Below are 20485 nucleotides of genomic sequence, written 5' to 3' on the forward strand. Positions count from 1 at the left end.
GTGATTGAGTTGTCTTCGTCGACGCTGTACGCCAAGTTACCCGATACTGGTGCATCATTGATTGGTAAGACATCGACTGTGATGTAAGTATCGACCTCTGCACCATCTTCATCGCGAATGGTCACATCCAACTGCACTTGGCCATTGAAGTTTTCATTCGGTGCAAAGCTACAAGTACCATCCCCGTTTACTGAGAAGATGCCATCTGGACCGTCGTAGCTGATGCCTACTAGCTCAACATCTCCTTCAACATCCGAAGCATTCAGTAGCACTTGAGATTCACTGAAGGTTAGAACTTGGTCTTCATCGATAGTGTATGCGGTAGGACCTGCGATTGGTGGGTCATTTACCTCAATCACAGTAATACCAGCAGTGGTAGAGTCCGTTGCACCTTCTTCATCGACAACGACAACATCTAGGCTCACCTCGCCGCTGAAGTTCTCGTTTGGTGAGAAGGTGTAAGTACCATCACCATTGATTTCCAGCACACCATCGTTACCGCTGTAGCTCACGCTATCAATCAACACATCGCCTTCAATATCCGATGAGTTCGCTAATAGCTGTTCGTCACTGATGGTAATCGAATTGTCTTCATGAACGGTGTAAGCCGTGCTGCCCGCAACTGGCGGATCGTTCTCTGGCGTCACACTCACATCAATGCTGGCAGAGGTTGTATCCGTACCGTCTGATACATCAAACGTGAAGTTCACATCGCCATTGAAGTTCTCGTTCGGTGCGAAGCTGTACGTGCCATCACCATTGTCGGTTAGGACACCGTCTGCACCTGTGTAAGTCACGCCTTCAACTGTTAGGTTGTCACCTTCTACATCCGTCGCGCCTGTTAACAAGTCAGCATCGGTGAAGGTAAGAAGACCGTCCTCACCCACGGTGAACGCTTGATCTTGTGGTTCAGGCGCATCGTTAACTGGTGACACCAATAACTCAAGGTTGGTAGAGACAACATCATCGCCGTCAGACACATCGAACGTAAAGGTGATATCACCATTAAAGTCCGCATCTGGCGTTAAGGTGTAAGTACCGTCACCATTGTCTGTGATGGTGATGTTTTCATCATCCGTTGCCAGATTCAGCGCTGTCAGTTGGTCTCCATCCAAGTCACGCGCATTAGCAAGCAAATCTTCTTGCGTAATTAGGATTGAACCATCTTCTTCAACCATCGCTGAAACAGGCAATGCTTCAGGCGCATGTTCAATGTGGGCACCTGTTGCATTGACGTAGATGGTTTGAGAAACGGTTTCAGAATCATTATTTGATAGCTCTGTTGCCGTTGCCGTTACATTGATTTCTAGCTGTTGGTTAAAGTCTTCTGGCAATTGAATCTGTAGCTCTTGTTCAATTGCTGTGGTTGGAAGCGTTACAGAACCATCTGGACCGACTGTCACTTCACCGCTGTAGATCTGGCTGTTCACTTCACCGACATCAATGGTGAAGTTGAAGTCGGTGTAATCGGCATCGCCGCCACCGTAGAGATCTTCAAAGCCGTAAACCAGTTCACCGTCTTCGTTCACAGTAGTTCGGGTATGTTCAATACCATCTTGGTTCAGCTCTGAGCTTGAACCACCATGGAAGACAGCATCACCGAATTGGCTTTGAATCACGGTTTCAGAACCATCAGCGCCAACAAACACGAGTTGTGGGTCAACTGTATCCATGTTCGCAGGAGAGCCATCTGCTGCACGGAACTCGTACTGACCATCTTGCATGGATGCAAAGTCATTGAAGTTATGACCGTTAGGAATCAAGAATAGGTTGAAGCTTTCCCCTTCCGAGATTTGGAAGCTGAACTGATCTTGTCCCGGAACGAGGTCACCGCCTCCGCCAACTTGAGAGGCATTCTCGTACACCACTTCAACGCCAGTGATGTTGCCATCTTCATCGACTTTGTAGTAACCCGCTGTGTTTTGGTAACCAGCGGTTTCACCTTCAAACGTAACCGTGATTTCAGTATCGTTGAAACTGGTGATACCGTTGTCTTGATCGTTAAGTACCCCTTCGTTGTCGTAACTGATCACCGAACCTTCTGGAACACCATCAACGGTCACAGTCAGCGTTTCTGACAAGTCTTGGTCAACCAATGCCGCGGCGATGTTCACTTCAACAATACCGCCTGGCTCAACCAAGATCGCTTGGTCATCCACGTTTCGACCATCGCCATCAGTGATGACTAGGTCTGGCGCATCTGCTACGGCTTCGATGTGAACATTAATGTCTTGCTCAACTTCATCAGTGCCGTCAGAAACCGTAAAGCTGAATTGCAAGTCTCCACTGAAGTGCTCTTCTGGTACGAAGCTAAACGTACCGTCACCATTGTCCGTTACAGTACCTTCATCCCCCGAGTAGTTAATGCTCGTAACAGTGAGGTCATCACCATCAATATCAATCGCACCGCTCAGAAGATCTTCTTGCGTGAACAGGATGCTGCCATCCTCTTCAATGTGGTACATGCCAGGCGCAACAATTGGAATGTCATTGACTGGGTTCACCGTCAATGTCATTTCATTGGCAACACTCAATTCACCGTCGCTCACTTCATAAGTAAACTCGATGTCTCCATTGAAATGTTGTGAAGGCGTAACGGTAAAGGTGCCGTCACCGTTATCCACGATAGAGGCATTCGGATCATTGGTTTCTAGTGCCGTTGCGTATAGGTCATCACCATCTTGATCGCTGGCGTTTTCAAGCAGCATTTCTTGTGTCACGAGGATAGAGCCATCCTCGTCCACGTCTGCCACGATTGGTGCTGCTTCTGGTGCATCGTTGACGAACTCAACTTTCAAGTCGATGTTTGCCGCCACCACATCGGTGCCATCGCTCACATCAAACGTAAGGTCAACATTACCAAAGAAGCCCTGCTCTGGCGTTAACGTGTAAGTGCCATCGCCATTATCTGTCACTTGAACCGTGTCGCTTAAACTCGTCACGTTCACAACAGATAAATCATCGCCTTCGATGTCCGTCGCTTGAGCCAGCAGCTCTGCTTCAGTAATAGTGATGGCTTCGCCGTCTTCTGTGGTGAAGGACAAATCAGGCACATCTGGCAGATCGTTCACTGGGTTAACGGTGAGGTTTAGATCCGCAGCGACGGTTTCAATCGCGTCAGTTACGTCATAAGTAAATTCGATTTCACCAAAGAAGTTTTCGCTCGGTGTAATCGTGAAGCTACCATCAGCGTTCTCAACGATGGTTGCATTCGGATCTTTTGTCGATAGGTTCACCGCTTCAAGGTTGTCACCATCCACGTCCGTCGCGTTCGCTAACAAGTCTTCTTGAGTAATGGTAATTGAGCCATCTTCATCAACGACCGCATCAACAGGACCGCTGACCTCTGGACCTTCGTTGACGATCTCAACATCGATCTTCGCTGTGCTTGGTGCACTTGCTTGACCATCGCTGATGTCAAAGGTCAGGTTCACTTCACCGTAGAAGTTCGAAGTTGGTTCGAAGGTAAAGGTGTTGTCGCCGTTATCTGTCAACGTACCTTGTGACTGGTCGACAAGCAGTAGATTCTCGATATGCAGAATGTCGCCATCCACATCGGTCGCACCTGATAACAGGTCTTTTGCTTCGATGATGATGGTGCCGTTTTCTAGCATTTGAGTATGCAGCGGTGCACCAGGGACTGGCACATCGTTGACCGGAATAACGGTCAGATCTAGATGAGTATCGACTTCATCGGTGCCATCGAAGACTTTGTAATCGATATCGACTTCACCATTGAAGTTTTCATTCGGCATAAAGGTGTAAGTGCCGTCGCCATTATCGACAAGCTCACCGTTATCACCGCTGTAAGAGATATCAGAGATAGACAGCGCATCGCCTTCCACATCACTTGCATTCGCAAGCAGATCGTCCGCGCTAAACGTAATGCCCACATCCTCATCAGTCGACAACACAATCGGACCAGAAACGATTGGCGCATCGTTTACTGCTTCGAAGTTGATGTTGATGATGTTGTCGTCGGTTAGCTCACCATCCGTGACTTGGTAGCCAAGCTCAATCTCACCGTAGAAGTTCTCATCTGGTGTGACTGTCCATGTACCATCGCCGTTGTCGGTTAACGTAGCGTGCTCCGCGTTATCCCCCACCAGCTCTAGATTTTGAATATCAAGAACGTCACTATCGATATCACTCGCTTGTGCGAGAAGCTGTTCTTCTGTGATAACCACAGAGGCAAACTGCGTAGAACCTTCGGTATCGATGGTCACATTTGGCAGATCAGCAGTCAGTTCGATTTCACTGTCACCTTCTCGGATATTCAGTTCTACCGTTTCCGTGATTTCCGTGCCGTCCACGCCAATAGATGTGAACACCGCTTCATCATGACAAGTTTGCGAAACCGTCATGTTTTGAACCACGTATGTACCGTTACCTTGAATCGTACCTAGCTCAAAGTAAGACACCGGCTCGTTCACCGTTAGGGTGTAATCCGTCTCATAGCTACCACGATCTTCTTTGTGGTAAGTCATCGAGTCGATCAAGTCACCATCAGAGTTGAATGCGCGAATTTCGACTTCGGTAAAGTGGCGAGACTCCTCCATAAACCAGCCGCCTAGACCATCTAGGTGGAAGCTGATTTCGTTGATGTCTTGACCTTCAACGCTCACAGTCAGTTTTTCATCACCGCTCAAGCCTTGGCGGTCAGTATCGCCAATACCGTGACCGATGTGTGTTTTACCATTCCACGCACCGAGTGGGTCATCATTACTTTGAACGGTAACTTTCAAATCACCATCAACAAACTCACGTGTGTAAGGGTCAACAGCAGTACCCCAATCATCAAGGCTCGCATTGTCATCAAAGGTACCAATTTGACTCGTATGCGTACCGTTTGCCAATGCATCATCGTTTGGAATGAAGCGCACTTCCGTGTCTGCAGGCACCTCCTGCCCGACTTCTAGCTGTACCCATTCGTCATTTAGATTGGCTTCAATGATGCCGTTTTCAGGGGCTTGGTCGAGACGTAACGCAGGCTCTTCACGCAGAGAAACACCCACTGTTTGGTCTTCTTCCGCTTGAATAAAGATCTCGTCGCCCGCTTCTGGCGCATCGTTGACAGGATTAACGGTCAGATCCAACGTGGTCAGAACATCATTTTCGCCATCGCTGATGTTGTAAGTGAAGTCCAACTCACCGTTAAAGTTTTCGGTGTGCGTAATGGTGAAAGAACCATCGTCGTTGGCTACGATCGTCGCATCTGGGTCATTGGTTTGTAGATTGCTGGCAACAAGGTCATCACCTTCAATGTCTGTCGCATTCGCAAGCAACTGTTCTTGCGTGATGGTGATGGCGTTATCTTCATCCACCTCAGCTTGAATGCCTGACGTTTCTGGTGCGTCGTTCACCGCGATAACATCGATGCCTGCGGTTGTCGTATCCGTTGCACCATCTTGGTCGATAACCGTAACGTCGAGCGAAATGTTACCGTCAAAGTTCTCATTTGGCGTAAAGGTATATGTGCCGTCGCCATTGTCCACGAAGCTACCATCGTTCCCAGAGTAGCTAACATTCGCCAAGGCTACATCGCCTTCCACATCAGAAGAGTTGGCTAACAGCTGCTCATCACTAATGGTGATTTGACCGTCTTCTTGAACCGTGTAAGACGTAGAACCTGCCACCGGTGGATCGTTCACTGGAGTCACGCTGACATCAATGAATGCTGGTGTTGAACCTGTGCCGTCAGACACATCGAATGTGAACTGAACATCACCGTTGAAGTTCTCATTCGGCGCAAAGCTGTAAGTGCCATCACCATTATCGGTAAGCACGCCGTCCGCACCTGTGTAGAGAACGTTTTCGATAGACAGATCATCGCCATCAATATCCGATGCGCCTTCCAATAGGTCTGCATCCGTGAACAGCAAGGTGCCGTCTTCTTCTACCGTGAACTGTTGATCTTGCGCTTGTGGCAAGTCATTCACAGGATTAACCGTAATATCCAGACCAACTTGTACCGAGCCACCATCGTTATCAATGATATCGAAGGTCAGATCTAGGTCGCCGTTGTAGTTTTCATCCGGTGTGATGGTGTAACTGCCATCATCGTTGTATTGAATTGTCGCGTTGTCATCTGTCGATAGATTGATGGCTTCAAGGTTCTCGCTATCAATATCGCCCGCTTTGGCAAGCAACTGCTCTTGGCTTAACGTGATTGAGCTGTCTTCGTTGATGGTGTAAGCCAAATCGCCCGATACTGGTGGATCGTTGATTGGTAAGACATCGACATTGATGTGCGTATCAACGGTTGCCCCATTCTCATCTTGAATGGTCACATCCAACTGAACTTGACCATTGAAGTTCTCGTTTGGCGCAAAGCTACAAGTACCATCGCCATTGACGGTAAAGATACCATCCGAGCCTTCATAGCTGATGCCAACAAGCTCTACATCGCCCTCGATATCAGATGCGTTGGCAAGAATTTGTGACTCACTGAATGTCAGTACTGAATCTTCGTCAATCGTGTAAGACGTTGGACCGGCAACTGGAGGATCATTCACTTCAATGACCGTAATGCCTGCTGTCGTTTCGTCAATCGCACCTTGCTCATCCGCCACAATCACATCAAGGCTAATATCACCGCTGAAGTTCTCATTCGGCATAAAGGTGTAAGTACCGTCACCGTTGTCTTGGAATACGCCATCGCTGCCTGAATAGGTCACGCTATCGATGGACACTGCGCCTTCCACATCCGAAGAGTTAGCCAGAAGCTGCTCGTCGGAAATGGTAATCGCATTATCTTCATCAACCGTGTAAGACGTAGAACCCGCAACCGGAGGATCGTTCACTGGAGTGACGCTCACGTCCACATTGGCAGGTACGGTTTCAGTACCGTCAGAAACACCAAAGCTAAAGCTGACATCACCGTTGAAGTTTTCATTTGGTGCAAAGGTGTAAGTACCATCACCGTGGTCAGTCAGCACACCATCGCTGCCTGTGTAGCTAATGCCGTCAACCGTTAAGTTATCGCCATCGATGTCGGTCGCGCCAGCAAGCAAGTCTGCATCGGTAAACTGAAGCGTGCCGTCTTCTTCAACGCTGAACTGCTGGTCTTGAGGAACAGGAAGATCGTTAACTGGATTAACCGTTAGATCCGCCGTTGCTTGGATAGTGTCTGTGCCATCTGTAATGTTGAATTGGATATCAATGTCACCATTAAAGTCCGCATCTGGTGTAATCGTGAAGCTGCCATCATCGTTCGCAACAACGGTCGCATTGCCGTCAACAGTCAGTTTGGATGCAGTTAGGTCATCACCATCCACGTCGCCAGCTTGAGCAAGAAGCTGCTCTTGGCTGAGAGTGATAGAACCATCTTCATCGACACTGTAAGCCAAGTTGCCCGATACTGGCGCATCGTTGATTGGCAATACATCGATGTTCGCATTGGTTGCTACCGTTGCACCGTCTTCATCAGTCACGACCACATCAAGGCTGACATCACCGTAGAAGTTTTCGTTTGGTGCGAAGCTGAATGTACCGTCACCGTTATCGGTAAAGATACCGTCGGAGCCGCTATAGCTCACGCTATCAATCGCCACCTCGCCTTCAACGTCAGAAGCATTCGCCAATAGCTGCGCAGAACTAATGATGATGACTTCGTCTTCGTTAACTGAGTAGCTGGTCGCGCCTGCAATTGGCGGGTCGTTCACCTCAAGAACAGTAATGCCAGCGGTAGTGGAATCCGTCGCACCTTCTTCATCGACAACGACAACATCTAGGCTCACCTCGCCACTGAAGTTTTCATTTGGAGAGAAGGTGTACGTACCGTCACCATTGATTTGCAACACACCATCGCTGCCAGAGTAGCTCACGCTATCAATCGAGACATCCCCTTCTAAATCCGAAGAATTTGCCAACAGTTGCGCGTCAGAAATGGTAATAGAGTTGTCTTCGTGAACCGTGTAAGACGTTGAACCAGCCACCGGAGGATCATTCACCGGCGTGACGCTCACATCTACATTCGCTGAAACCGTATCTGTGCCATCAGATACATCAAAGCTGAAGTTTACATCACCATTGAAGTTTTCATTTGGCGCAAAAGTGTAAGTCCCATTGCCGTTGTCGGTCAGGATGCCGTCGCCACCGTCGTAGCTTACGCCCTCAACCGTTAGGTTATCGCCTTCAATATCCGTTGCGCCAGCAAGCAGGTCAGCATCAGTGAAGATCAGCGTGCCGTCTTCTTCCACACTGAATTGTTGGTCTTGAGGAACCGGCAGATCGTTGATTGGATTAACCGTTAGGTCAGCGGTTGCTTGAACGGTATTCGTGCCATCTGAGATGTCGAAGCTGATGTCGATATCACCATTGAAATCTGCGTCTGGCGTGATGGTGAAGCTACCATCGTCGTTTTGAGTCACCGTCGCATTGCCATCTACCGAAAGGTTAGACGCCGTCAGTGCATCGCCGTCCACATCGGAAGCTTGCGACAACAACTGTTCTTGGCTCAAACGAATCGAGCCATCTTCGTCCACCGAGTAAGCAAGATTGCCAGATACTGGCGCATCATCGACTGGCGTAACACTGACATCAATGTTGGCAGAAACCGTATCTGTGCCGTCGGACACATCAAAGCTGAAGTTTACATCACCATTGAAGTTTTCATTTGGCGCAAAAGTGTAAGTCCCATTGCCGTTGTCGGTCAGGATGCCGTCGCCACCGTCGTAGCTTACGCCCTCAACCGTTAGGTTATCGCCTTCAATATCCGTTGCGCCAGCAAGCAGGTCAGCATCAGTGAAGATCAGCGTGCCGTCTTCTTCCACCTCAAAGGCTTTATCTTCTGGCACTGGTGCGTCATTGATTGGACGAACAGTTAAATCAATCGAGCTAGAAATGGTTTCTTGACCATCACTGATATCAAACGTTAAGTCGAGTTCACCATTAAAATCAGCTTCAGGTGTGACGGTATAAGTGCCATCACCATTATCCACAACCGATGCATTAGCCCTAGCCCCCACTTGCACGTTGAATGCGGCAAGATCATCGCCATCAACATCACTCGCGTACCCAAGAAGTTGTTCTTGAGTGAAGGTAATAGTGCCATCTTCATCCATGATGTATGCCAGATCTTGCCCTACTTCTGGCGCGTCATTTTCACCTTCGACTTTAATTTGGAACGTTTCGCTCGTAGTTTCGGAGTCGAAATCGTCTTCTACTTGCGTCGTGGTTTCTTCACTGGTGTCTTGTACATCCACCGCGAAGCTCTCTTCAGTGGTTTCTGAATCTAGCTCGTCACCACCTTGAGAACCTTCAGAGTCTGAAGAAGCACTTGGCGCAGATGAAGTTTGTACCGCTTGTCCTTGCGCTTCATTGCCTTCTGCGTCCGAACCACCTTCAGAGCCAGAGGCATCACCACCACCGACCGCTTGGGCACCCGCCCCAGAATCCGAACCACCGCTGCCCAGAGCCTCGTCACCTGATTCTCCGCTAGAAGCTACACTATCAACAACATTGGATTGTGCTGCGTCAGAGTCGCTGCTACTTTCAGTATCCTCTTCTTGAACTGCGCCACCCGAGCTCACTGCTTCTTCTTCCGTACCCGCGCCACTAGGATTTTCTTCCATCGCACGATTGGCTTCATCAACAGCATCTGCACTTTCAGCACCGGTCGCTACAGTCGAAGAGACGGTCGACTGCTGTTTTTCTTCTTTTGTCCCCGTATCCTTCGTTTCTGTTTGCTCTACCGCATCGTTAAGCTTTTCATTGTCTTTTTCTTGATTAGTGTCGCCTGCCATTACAGCCTCCGTTGCTTTTAGCTAACTGATCGTATTTAGAGGCAGTAAAGGACACCATTTTTAGAAACCAACTTTTTATACAACTTTTTTCATATCTTTCAAGTTCCATAAAAACAAAAAAATTTGAAAACCCAGTATAAAGATCCTTACTTGTTGTCATTAAAGCAATTAGTGCGGTGGGATAATGATAAATATGACAAATCTGTTGCGCTCAGTCGACAACAGCCATAAGGGGCTGCAATTGCTATTAGGCGATTTTTACCAAGATTTCAGTGATGCAGGGATTGATATTGAGATGCTGCATAAGCAAAACCGTTTTGAAGCACTCAGATGTTATTCAAAAAGACTAAAGACCATTCTCGTCTTGTTATGTGATGACGACTTACCACCAAAATTGGCAAAGCTTGAACACTTAAACAAACACCATTTCCCTGCTCCTAATGAATTGATTGAGGACGTTAAAACCGAGCTTAACAACGTAAACAAACAAATTAGCCAGCTGTTAAAAATCGAAAATTCAATCGATAGCCGCACAGGTAGTGAATCGTAGAGGTTGCTCATGAGTAATAAGCAAATAGAACATCACCTCAAAAAGGCGCTCGTTTCGAACAACGAAGCTTCGAAGATAACAGCAGACGATACAATCGTGCTAGCCAGTGCAATGACCAGCGTACACAAAACCTTGCTGGTTATCTTTTTGCTTTCCATGGTGGCTATCGCCGTGGCATCTCAGGCTCATATCGACATTGTGGTGTCGGTGCGCGGTGAGCTATTGCTCGAATCTGACATCGAAAAAGTGCAACACCTTGAAGGCGGTATTCTAGAAGAAATGCTAGTGCGCAAAGGCGAAGTGGTTTATGAAGGTCAGCCTATTGCACGCCTTCGCTCTCTGGATAGAAACACTCAACTTGATACGGTAAACACAGAGATCATTCAGCTTGAGCTAGACAAGATTCGTTACGAAAGCCTGCGCGATATGGTGGAACCCGATTTTTCTGCCTACATCGAAAAGTACCCAGAATTAGTGCAAGTCAACATGAATACCTGGCAGCAAGAATTTTCTAAAAACCGTTCCAATGAAGAGTTGATCACTCACGATATCCAACATAAGAATTCGCTTATTGATTCAATGCTCAAGCGCCGTAAAAGCTCCGAGAACCAGCTCTCCTTGATACGCAAGCAGCTCAATATTAAGAACACCTTGTACAAAGAGGAAATGGCGTCTTACGTCGATGTTCTGAATATGCAGGTTCAAGAGTCAAACATGGTGCGTGAGATTGAAAACCTTGATGAGTCGGTCATGAATGAGCGCTTCCAACTCGACAAACTAGAGAAGCAGTACCGAGACTTGGTGGAGAATCGTAATGCCGAGTATCAAGCGCAAATCATTCAAGCAAACAAGGATTTAAAGTTGAAACGTATATTACGTCCTCAACACTCAGATAAAGTAGATCGCCTAGTAGTTTACGCCCCTATTGACGGTGTAGTGGATAAAGTGCATTTCAACTTCCGTTCTGCGGTGATACCGCCGGGGGAAAGCATCGCGGACATTGCACCGATCAATAACGCCCTTCACGGAGAGGCGAAGATCCCGCGCAAAGACATGGGCTTTGTAGAAATCGGGCAAGCGGTCAAAGTGAAGATGGATACCTACAACTTTGCCAAATACGGATTTTTGGAAGGTCGAATTGCGTCGATCAGCCGTTCTTCTTATGAAGAAGAAGACGCTGAATTCTACCTCGCCGAGATCCAAATCAGTCAAAACTATCTAGAGCGCGGAGGCACACAATACAAGCTATCCCCTTATATGGAGTTTACCGCAGACGTGAAAACAGGCTCACGCCGGGTTATCGAATACGCAGCGAAGCCGGTTATGTCGGCTATCGAAGACGCGTTCGATGAGAGGTAATGGGTGAGTAGCAAACCTTCTTACAATATTTCCGTTCCTGTTATGCGCCTAAGCATTGCTTTCAGCTTGATGCTGGCTGCCCTCGCCTTTTATTTGTATGTCTCTTGGGAAAGAGTGGATTCAGTCGAGAAAGTGCAAAACGCGCCTCTGTTGGTTCAAGCTCAACAACTCAACCACACTATCGAGTTTGATATTCAAACGCTTCAACGCTGTTTAACCTCACGTTATTGCAGTACAACAGAGCTTGATTTTGAGGTTCTGAAAGACGAAATTGACCAGTTTAAGTCGCTCGCGTCACTCAACAAAACCGAGTTTAGCTTGGTGGGTGCGACCGAATACACGCAGCTTGAACTGGCAATCAATCGCTTCTCAGACAGCCCAAAAACACGCGACGATGTGTTGGCACTGTACCTCTCGCTCACCAATAACTACCTACAAATGGACGACAACTACCGGACCATATTTAACAACCATGCGAGCGACCTAATGATGGAGAAAAACGAGTTCTTCATTTGGTTGTTTGTGGTCGTTGTCGCACTGGTTGGTATCGCTGTGCTATCGAATTTGGTGGCAATCCTTAAACTGAAAAAATCCAGCTCGAATGAGCGCGACATTGACCAAGAATTCGATGGGCTTTATCAAGAGCTCAAACAACTGGATTTACAAAGGTTGGAAGAATTGCTGAATGAAGTGAGCATCAATCCGAAGCAGCGTCAGATCTACTCTCACCTAAAACTGATTTTCAGCAAACTCGAAGAGCAAAAACGCAATAACGATCTGTACAAACAGCTCTATGCTCTGATTGGTTACGAGATTCGTGGCATCACCAACACCATTAACGGCGGCGTGCAATATCTTGTTCAAGAGACCGATGAGAGCGGCGTGTTGATGGCGCAAGATATAACCTCGGCTGCCAATACCCTGTCTGAATTGGCAGAGAACTACAACCGACTCATTTCACAAGGAACTGAGAGCAAATCGAAAGAGTTTTCACTGCTTAATGTGCTGTCTGAATTGATGATTCACATCAGTTCCAAAGTGCAGCGAAATGAAGGTGAGCTAGACTGCTTTATCTCGGATAACCTACCAAACCGTGTTGAAGGGCAATCCACCAGCTTATTCTGGGTGTTGTTCCTACAGCTATCGAATGCCATCCAACTCAAAGCCGATAAGAAACTGTTTGTCACCATTGAGTCAGGCGCAGCGTCAGACATTGAAAACACCCGCTTGACCATCAATCTAAACTTCTTAACCACACTGGATGTGCCGTTTGCCAAGCTCAATACACTACACTGGAGCGACCATAAACAGCACACCGCAACCAAAGACGATTTGGCGAAAAGCGTACTGAAAGATTATGGCTATTACGAGAGCCATTGGTATCAATCGGGCAATCAGGAACGTTTTCAAATTCAGCTCGATTTAAAAGCCAAGAGCTTCCACACCGAGAAAACTCGCTTCGACAATAAACGTTTGTTGCTGTGTGCCAACTCTCAGCTGCGCATTGATGTGATGAACAAAATGTTAGTCAACTTGGGCTTAGAGATCACGCCAATTCGTACGCCGAACGAGCTCTTCTCTGCTGCAAAAACCTTTGGCGAATACGATGCCATCATGTTGACCGACACGTTCGAGCCAAACAAGCTGCCCTCACTGAGCAAAACGGTGAAGTCGCAACTGCGCAATCACCCGAACACCAAGTTGTTGCTTTCAGTTACTAGCACTCAGCAAGCACAAGAGAGCCATACCTTTGTCGACAAGATTCTGAACTCTCCTGCGATTCCGTATGAGTTCATCCCTAACCTATTGGCAATCATGGAAGCGGAAGCCTCAGAAGATCAGATGGAGAACAGCTCATTCCTGATTGTGGAAGATGACCGTGTTCAACAGATTCTACTCAAACGTATTTTGAGCAAGCAAGAGTACGAAGCTGATACCGTTGGCGATGGCGCAGACGCTGTTCAGCACTTCATGAACCAGCGCTCGGACATCATCTTTATGGACTGCATCATGCCGGGCATGGGCGGGATTGAAGCAACCAAACGCATTCGACAATACGAACAAGAGAGCGGACAACACCCTTGCACCATTATAGGTGCGACAGCATTGACCAGCAGTAATGAACACCAAGCTTGTATCGAAGCTGGAATGGATTACGTGATCAGCAAACCTTATAAAAACGACGAAATCATCAAGGTGATCAACAAGTATGTGGCGGTACAGAAACTTAACTAGCTGCGTATTGGCAGCGCTTACATTGAGCAATGCTCCTTCGGCAATGGCGACTACCTTGCTTGAGGCGGTCAAGCTCGGCTTGGAAAACAATTTATCTCTGCGCGCTAGTGATAAAGGCGTGGAAGAAAACGAATACAACATCGACATTAGCCGTTCTAAGTTTCTGCCCTCTTTAAACGGTGCCGCTGATACCACATGGAATGAAAACGAGACCATATTAACGGGAACACCGAATACGCGTTCAAGCTACAACTCGAACAGCTACAGCGTGTCTTTATCCCAATCGGTGTTTAACCTTGGCGACCTCTTCAAATATGGCACCACGAAGCTTGATTTCAACATTGAAGAAATCAAACATGAGAACAAAATCCAGAGCACCATTTCTGAAATCGCGACGCAATATTTCGAGTACCTCAAAAACAACGCGCAAATCAAAGCCACAAAAGTCGAGCTTAAATCGTCTGAAACACGTGAGCGCCAAATGCGTCGCAACGTGGAACTTGGCAACACTGCGGCGAGCGAGTTGTATGAGGTAATTGCCCAGAAAGAAGGCATTGCCAATCGCTTAAGAACCTTAGAGAAAGACCGACGCGTAATTTTGAACGGTTTAGAGATTCAAGTTCAATACCCAGTCACCCCATCACAGGACATCTACGAAAGCGTGCCCTTAGCAGAAATCAGCGAATCCGAACAACGCGCAATTCTTGAACAAGCGTTGAAGCTCAATAACGACTTATTGGTTGCGAAGAAAACCGTAGAACGCAGCCGAAGAGGCTTGAAAGAAAGCGGTTCAAACTTTGTGCCGACCGTATCGCTCTCTGCCAGTTACCGTTACGACGATGCGAACAACTATGACCGAACCGACCCAACCGCAACAGGAGACAGTAATTCCACCAACGTCGGTTTGAACTTGAATGTGCCGATTTTCTCCGGCGGTTCGGATTACTACGGTTATCAAAAATCGTCGACAGCCATCGAGCGAACCGAGCTACTGTACCAAGATTCGTTGTTCACGACGCGCAATAGCGTTAACACCTCGGTGCTCAACATTAATGACTTCTCCCGCGCTATTAGCAGTTACGAGAACATCATCCGAGCCAACTACGCTTCCTACAAAGGCATTCAACGCGCCTACCAACTTGGTACGCGAACCATTACCGACTTACTGGCAGCGGAAAGTAAACTGTTTAGCGCGCTACGTGATTACGAGAGCGCGCGCTATGACTACATCATTGAATCGATCAATCTTGAGCAAATCAAAGGCATGCTGTCGGTGCAATCCATCGAAAACATTATGCAGTTGATGAGCGATATCGAAGGCAGAAGCAATCAGGACTTAGTTCCGAAACACCTTCTCTCCAAACCATCGATTAAGAAAGGAGGTCGTAATGCAAACTGAGCATTTTTCCCAGAAGATTAACTTTGCTGACAAGTGTTACCTGACTTTCTCCACGGTGATCTCAACGCTGTTTGGTTTGGTGCTGCCCTTTTCGATTCTGATTATCTTTGACCGTGTTTTACCTAACCAAGCCAAAGACACGCTATTTCTTCTGTTTGCCATTATCTTGATCACCATCTTCCTCGACTATCACTTAAAGAATCAGGAAGAGAAGATTTCGTCGGTGATCATGAAGCAGTTCGAAACCAACTTAACCAACAAGGTGTTTCAATCCATCTGTTTGGCTGAGATATCGAAGTTTCGTCGCCTAGAACCCGGTGAATACCTAGAGCGTATTGCCACCATTCCAGAGATTAAATCCTTCTTTGGCGGAGAATCTGTACGGGCATTGATCAACCTTACCGTCAGCATACTGACCATTCTGATTATCGGTCTGATCAACATCTGGGCAGGGGTGACCATCTTGCTCGCCTCCATCATTTTGGCGGTGTTCGCACTCAGCCTTTCCAAGCAAAAAATCAACAGCCTAGAAAACAAATCCGACATCGAAGGCTTAACTACTTCGAAAATCATCGAGATCATCTCTAGCCCACTCGATATCAAAGCGCGCAATATGGAATATCGCGTTGAGAGCTTGATGACACAAATGGTGGAAGAGCGTGAAGTCGAAAACATCAAATACGAGCAGATCGAATCGAACTTCAGCCTTATCCTTTCGCTCATACAACAGCTCTCCATTGCTTGTGTGGTGGTGGTTTTGGCAACGGCAGTTATCAACATGCAATCGAGCCAAGGCATCATGGCAGCCATCATCATGCTTACCAACCGCTACTTCGCGCCATACCAGCAAGTGATGCGCACAGTGAGCCGCTGGGAGTTGAACAAGCTTCATATTCAACGTATCGCCGAGCTGCTTGAGCTTGCTGCATCTGTAGAACAACAAAATGACACGACAGAAGTCGAGCGCATCTCGGTGAAGTATTCGGAAAAGCAACGCATCGAGTTTGAACACGGTCAGGCTTACTTGCTGACGGGGAAAAGCGGCGCAGGCAAAACCCATCTCGCCAATTGCATTACGCGGCAAAACACCGACAGCAAGCTCGATATTCAAATCAACGAGACACCGCTCGATGATGTCAACTACAACGTCTGGCGAAATAGCGTGCTCATGGTCGACAAAACCAGCTCGTTCGTCGAAGGCACCATCATCGACAACTTGACTTGTTTCCGCCCGAGCTTAAACAACACCGCATTTGCGCTTTGCGAAACCATGAACATCAAAGCACAAATCGATTCCCTTCCCGCTGGTTTTTACACCGAGCTAAAAGGACATTTACGCAACCCATTCTCTCGCCAAGTCGCTTATGCCTTGTTGTTGGTGCGAGCCTTACTTGCGAACAAAAGTGTGTTGATCTTCGACGACATCGACTGTGTTTATGATGACGACTTTGCTCGATTGGTTTTGACCAGTACCGCCTATCGCGCCAACGACAAAATCCTCATCATCGTCAGTAATAAGATGGACAAACTCAACCATCGCCTCAAACGCGTCAAACTTACCGGAGGTGACCAATGAGTATTTTGGTTGATTTCAATAATGTCCCTCAGCGCTTGTTAGACTTTGAGGCTCGCAGTTATGACGAGCGATACAATCAGTCACCTTTGATTCGTGGTTTAGCTTACACCCTCATAGCGCTTGAATGGGAAGGCACACCTTCTATCCTCAGCGACGCTTTTATCCCTAAACCAAAAGACAGCGACAGTTTTATTGCCACGATTGAACGCCTTGGTTACCGTTGCGACGTCACCAAACTAAAAACACTGGAGCACATCGAGGGGCACCCTCATCCTTGTTTTATTGAGATAGAAAACCTCACTGCGATTTTCTTGGGCACTAAAGACGGCAAACTGATCCTGTTTGATTACACCAATAACAACACCATTGAATACCCGCTCTGCAAGAAGCCATGTTTGTTGGTCTCGATCAGCGAATACTCCCGCTTGTTCCGAGAGCCACCACCAGAATCTCAAGACCGCAGTAACTGGATTAAATACGCGTTTTATCGCTACAACAATGAACTCAAGAGCCTGATTATCCTCAGCTTCGTGGTCAGTATTCTCGGCGCACTCCAGCCCTTTTTTATTATGAGTGTGTACAACTTCGCCTTGACGTCTAGCTCGCAAGCCACACTTTATTGGCTCACTTTATTTGCTGTTATTGTTGGGTTTTCGGAATACTTTTTCAAGAAAATGCGGGTCAACATCATCGCCACATCAGGGAAGGATTTGGCGGTGCATATTTCTCAAAACGTAATATCCAAACTGTTGTGGCTTCCTTATTCGATGACATCCACCGCAGGTGTCTCTTCTCAGTTAGCGCGTTTGAAAGACATCGACACTTTCCGCCGCTTGGTAACCGCAGAGTCAACATTAAGCTACTTCGACATGCCGTTTGTTATCGTATTCATTATTGCCATTGCTCTTATGTCTGGTACCGCGGCGCTAGTCGTTATGGCTGGGTTGATTCTAATGTTGGTGTTCTGTGTTTATTCTCGTTACATCTACTCGCAAGCCACGTCCAAGAGCTCTCGCGCCAACGCCATGGTTTCTTACCAATGGAATGAGATTCTTCGTGGTATAAAAACCATCCAAGGCTTGCCATTGTTGCGTGTTATCCAGTCCCGCTTTAGCGCATCGCATTTACAAAGCACCAACGATGCAGAACATGTTTCAGTGACTAATAGCAGGGTTCAGGCAGCAGGCGGGAGTTTGATTCAGGTTATTGGTACCGCAAGTATCGTCGCGGCCGTTATCGGCGTGATGGACGGCACCTCCGATGCAGGTGCAATGCTTGCTACCGTAATTTTAGTCTGGAAGGCGTTGGGGCCTATTATGGGCATCTACAACTCTATTTCTAAGTTCCAATCCATTAAGGCGTCTTCTGCGCAAATCAACAACCTTATGGCGATGAATGACGATAAGCTAACGTTAGAGAAAAGCCCCCCTATTCGCCTCTTTCAAGGTAGTATCGTCGGCTCTGGTGTGAGCCATCGTTATAGTGGTGCAGCGACAGGTTTAACTAATCTTGGTTTTAAAATTCCACCGGGCGCAAAAGTCGTGATTTGTGGACCAACAGGTTGCGGTAAAACGACGCTCATTTCTATTATCGCTGGGCTAGAGGAACGCTATCAAGGCTCAGTGTCGGTGGACGGTTATAACATCAAACAGTTCAACAGCTATCGCTACCGAACCTCGATTAACTACATCCCGTTTAACCTGCATATTTTTGAAGGCTCCTTGGAGACTAACTTCATCTTGCATAATGGGTTAATCCCAACAGAAAAAATGCGTGAAATGGTGAGTTTCTTTGAGCTCGATACATGGTTGCCACAAGGCCTGGACACTCAATTGAGCGTTGATATCTGTAAAAGTTTACCAAATGGTATTCAACAAAGACTGCGGCTCGCATTAGGGCTAGGCAACTGCGAACAATCTTTGATTATCATTGACGAGCCATTTAATGGTGCAGAGCAAGAAAACTCCCACTACTTCAAGCGGTTATTCAGCGACAAACTACTCAATAAGACCGTTATTTTCTCAACGAATGATCCGGGTATGATCTCTACATCCAATATGAGCTTAGTCTTGGAGCCAGATGGCAACTTGAAGTATTTCGGGTTAACCGATAAGTACTTAAAAAGTCTAAGTTAAGTTCGGAATGTGGTGTGGTTCATCATTCATAATTGAGCACGGTCATTGACAAAAATGTAAACGATGAGACTATTTACTCTGTAAGCGCGTACACTAAGGAATCCGATGTATACATTTGTTGCAGACAAATTGGATGTGGTTTATTTATCAACAATACCAGAAAACTACCATTTACAAGACTTCGACGTGCCTGAAGAAGAACTCGAAATTCGTGAAATTGTAGAGGTATGGTATGAGTGTGCGTTTCTTCCTGACTTTAACCTTCAACACATCGACATCGAAAACAAAACCGCATTGGTCGAGACACAAGCGCGAGTCGTAAACAACTACACTAGTACGCTCGCTTTTTTACTCAAAAGTCGTGCTTATCGCGCAGCGCTTAACCGATTATTGAGTGTATGGAGATTGGAAGCAGCAGCTAAAGCACAGCTTGAGCTGCTGTTACTTACGGAAGAACAGAGTAGCAAGCCAGTAAATTAATCGGCTAGGATAAGAGGCTAAAAATCTTAAACCCAACCATCGAATCGGAGACGTTTCTGCACGCGTTCAACCGCCTCTATCTGCATCTGACGAACACGCTCGTTAGACACGTTTAATAACAGGCCTATTTCCGACAAGGTTTTCACTCTCTGGTCAAATAATCCGAATCGATGGATCAAGACTTTCTGCAACTTAGCTGGCAAGGTTTTAATAATATTTTCAATAGCTTGAGTAAAGCACTGGTTTTCACAGTCTTGTTGTGGATCTGGCGTATACTCACTTTCACACAGTTCAAGAACAAATGGAACACGATGTAGATCCGCAGTGGTCGATACATCAATAAAACCACTAAGAGCAACAAGTTCATCTATGCGCTCTGCTTTCACCCCTGAGCAGCGTGAGAGTTCAGAAATAGACAACTCCTTGCTCTCACTTTTTGACGCATCGAGCTTTTTTAAAGCCAGGCTATTTATCTCTTTGCACACATGAGCAGGTAAACGTACCGTGCGGCCATTGTTCATTAATGCCGCTTCTATATTCTCGCGAATCCACCATACCGCATAAGTAGAAAAACGGTAGCCTGGCTCAGGATCGAACTTATCGACCGCTTTTATCAAACCAATATTACCTTCTTCTATTAAATCGAGCAGAGTAAAGTTATTGCCTGGCCGTTTGAGGTAGCCTTTTGCGATTTTCACAACAAGTCGAAGATTAGACTCAATCAACATTTCGCGCGCTTCTTCATCACCAGCTCGATTAAGTTTGGCGTAATGCAACTCCTCTTCACGAGACAACAAATCAATCCCCACAATATCTTTGAGATAGTGAGCATAAGGGTCTTTCCCAACTGACAACGATTCTTTCATTGACAGTTCATCCGTGACAGCTCGGAACCTAGCAAAGCATTCGTTGTTCATTCCCCGTCCTTCTCAAGCCAACTTATTTCTTATCTTCTTTAATTATTTTTGTACAACACCGTATGCATCATGCTTTATATGCATTACT

At 46.9% G+C, this 20485-nt stretch carries 9 protein-coding genes; 7 read left to right on the plus strand and 2 right to left on the minus strand.

Annotated features, from left to right (window positions below):
* The coding region (locus NDJ01_RS15610) for a tandem-95 repeat protein (RefSeq protein WP_258586945.1) at positions 1 to 9746 on the minus strand (9746 nt) is incomplete at its 3' end.
* A 181-nt stretch (positions 9747 to 9927) separates the two neighbouring features.
* On the opposite strand from NDJ01_RS15610, the gene NDJ01_RS15615 reads away from it, so the two are divergent.
* The 7 genes from NDJ01_RS15615 (at position 9928) to NDJ01_RS15645 (ending at position 19480) form a co-directional block, all read left to right on the plus strand.
* Entirely contained in the window at positions 9928 to 10296 is a 369-nt protein-coding gene (locus NDJ01_RS15615; protein ID WP_031777210.1) for a hypothetical protein, read from the plus strand.
* A 9-nt stretch (positions 10297 to 10305) separates the two neighbouring features.
* On the plus strand, positions 10306 to 11655 hold the full coding sequence (locus NDJ01_RS15620; RefSeq protein WP_258586946.1) for an HlyD family type I secretion periplasmic adaptor subunit: 1350 nt from the start codon (positions 10306 to 10308) through the stop codon (positions 11653 to 11655).
* 3 nt (positions 11656 to 11658) lie between these two features.
* Complete coding sequence (locus NDJ01_RS15625; protein WP_258586947.1) at positions 11659 to 13890, plus strand: response regulator; 2232 nt, start codon at positions 11659 to 11661, stop codon at positions 13888 to 13890.
* Positions 13865 to 15289 (plus strand): TolC family protein, encoded by a 1425-nt coding sequence (locus tag NDJ01_RS15630; RefSeq protein WP_258586948.1) that lies wholly within the window; start codon positions 13865 to 13867, stop codon positions 15287 to 15289. The genes NDJ01_RS15625 and NDJ01_RS15630 overlap by 26 nt, the downstream gene beginning before the upstream one ends.
* Positions 15279 to 16865 carry an ATP-binding cassette domain-containing protein gene (locus NDJ01_RS15635; RefSeq protein ID WP_257081682.1) on the plus strand — a complete coding sequence of 529 codons (1587 nt, stop codon included), beginning with the start codon at positions 15279 to 15281 and terminating at the stop codon, positions 16863 to 16865. Before NDJ01_RS15630 ends, NDJ01_RS15635 begins: the two co-directional genes overlap by 11 nt.
* On the plus strand, positions 16862 to 19000 hold the full coding sequence (locus NDJ01_RS15640; RefSeq protein ID WP_053809549.1) for an ATP-binding cassette domain-containing protein: 2139 nt from the start codon (positions 16862 to 16864) through the stop codon (positions 18998 to 19000). The genes NDJ01_RS15635 and NDJ01_RS15640 overlap by 4 nt, the downstream gene beginning before the upstream one ends.
* A gap of 105 nt (positions 19001 to 19105) precedes the next feature.
* Positions 19106 to 19480, plus strand: a complete 375-nt coding sequence (locus NDJ01_RS15645; RefSeq protein ID WP_053809550.1) for a hypothetical protein — start codon at positions 19106 to 19108, stop codon at positions 19478 to 19480.
* A 26-nt stretch (positions 19481 to 19506) separates the two neighbouring features.
* Here the strand turns inward: NDJ01_RS15645 and NDJ01_RS15650 are convergent, their stop codons facing one another.
* Positions 19507 to 20397, minus strand: coding sequence for an RNA polymerase sigma factor RpoD/SigA (locus tag NDJ01_RS15650; protein WP_053809551.1), 891 nt, complete (start codon positions 20395 to 20397; stop codon positions 19507 to 19509).
* Positions 20398 to 20485: the final 88 nt, after the last annotated feature.

Source organism: Vibrio sp. HS-50-1 (assembly GCF_024747315.1).
Lineage (GTDB): Bacteria > Pseudomonadota > Gammaproteobacteria > Enterobacterales > Vibrionaceae > Vibrio > Vibrio diabolicus.